This is a genomic window from Arthrobacter sp. SO3 (genome assembly GCF_020532825.1).
In the GTDB taxonomy this organism is placed as follows: domain Bacteria; phylum Actinomycetota; class Actinomycetes; order Actinomycetales; family Micrococcaceae; genus Arthrobacter.
The window spans coordinates 1-548 of record NZ_MQTS01000211.1 but is presented as its reverse complement, the minus strand read 5'-3'; the positions used below and the strand labels follow the sequence as shown (position 1 = coordinate 548).

The window sequence follows — 548 nt, the reverse complement described above, 5'->3', positions numbered from 1 at the left end:
TGGCCTCGATCCCGGCGCTGACCGGGGTATCGACCGCGGTGAAGCTCGATGCGTCGTTCGCGAAGGCCTTGGAGACCCTGAAGCTGACCCCCGGCACCGTCGGCACGGCCGAACTCACCGATGGTTCGCTGATCTTCCCGATCACCGGCGGCAAGGTCGATTACTACGACCCGGCCAAGGACTACCGCCCGTACGTCCAGGGCCTGATCAGCCACGCTGATTCCGGGTTCTCCCTCACCTCCGGGGACACGAAGGTCGACCTGACCAACTTCACCATCGACCCGGGCACCTCCAAGCTCTATGGTGATGTCGCGGTCAACGGCAAGACCGCCGTCAAGCAGGCCTACATCTTCAACCTCGACGGCTCCACCCTCAAGCCCCTGGCCAAGTCCGGTGACACCGCGGTCCTGGAAGGCACCCGCGTGCTGATCTCCGACACCGCCGCCGGCCTGCTGAACAAAACCTTCAACACCGACGCCGTGAAAGCCGACATGCTCGTCGGCATCGCCAAAATCACCGTCAACACCAAGTAACACACACCAGAAATA

Annotated in this window: 1 protein-coding gene; it reads left to right on the top strand. The window is 62.8% G+C overall.

The window, feature by feature from the left end; all coding sequences use genetic code 11:
- On the top strand, positions 1 to 533 hold a 533-nt coding region (locus BJQ90_RS18990), incomplete at its 5' end, for a hypothetical protein (protein WP_226761757.1).
- Between the last annotated feature and the right edge of the window lie 15 nt (positions 534 to 548).